The sequence below is a fragment of the Nocardioides sp. CPCC 206348 genome, assembly GCF_048654705.1.
Classification (GTDB): Bacteria; Actinomycetota; Actinomycetes; order Propionibacteriales; family Nocardioidaceae; genus Nocardioides.
Genome location: NZ_JBMCZA010000241.1, coordinates 1 through 365, shown reverse-complemented (window position 1 = coordinate 365; position 365 = coordinate 1). Strand labels below are relative to the sequence as shown.

Sequence of the window (365 nt, the reverse complement as noted above, 5' to 3'; positions counted from 1 at the left end):
GGCGGACCCGAGCCGGTGGGGCGGCCGGTCGACGACCTCGGCCTCGACCCGCACGTCGTCGCCCTGCTGACCGGTGAGGGCGCCGACGTCCGCGACGCCCTCGCCCTCGTCGGGAGTCGGGTGGTGGTCTTCAATCGCGGCCGGGCCTCGACCGGCGGCCGCGGGATCGGCACCGTCACGACGCTGCGCGACCGCACCGAGCTCGTCTCCCTGCAGGGCCAGCTCAGCTCGAACCTCTCGATCACCGACACGCTCCGTGCGCAGACCCACGAGTTCGACAATCGGCTGCACACCATCTCCGGGCTGGTCCAGCTCGGTGAGTACGACGAAGTGGCCACCCTCGTCGGCACCCTGACCCGGCACCG

Annotated in this window: 1 protein-coding gene; it reads left to right on the top strand. The window is 72.6% G+C overall.

Going from position 1 to position 365, the window contains the following annotated elements; translation table 11 throughout:
* Positions 1-365, top strand: a 365-nt coding sequence (locus tag ACOADB_RS27960) for a sensor histidine kinase (protein ID WP_378606875.1), incomplete at both ends; no start/stop codon positions are given.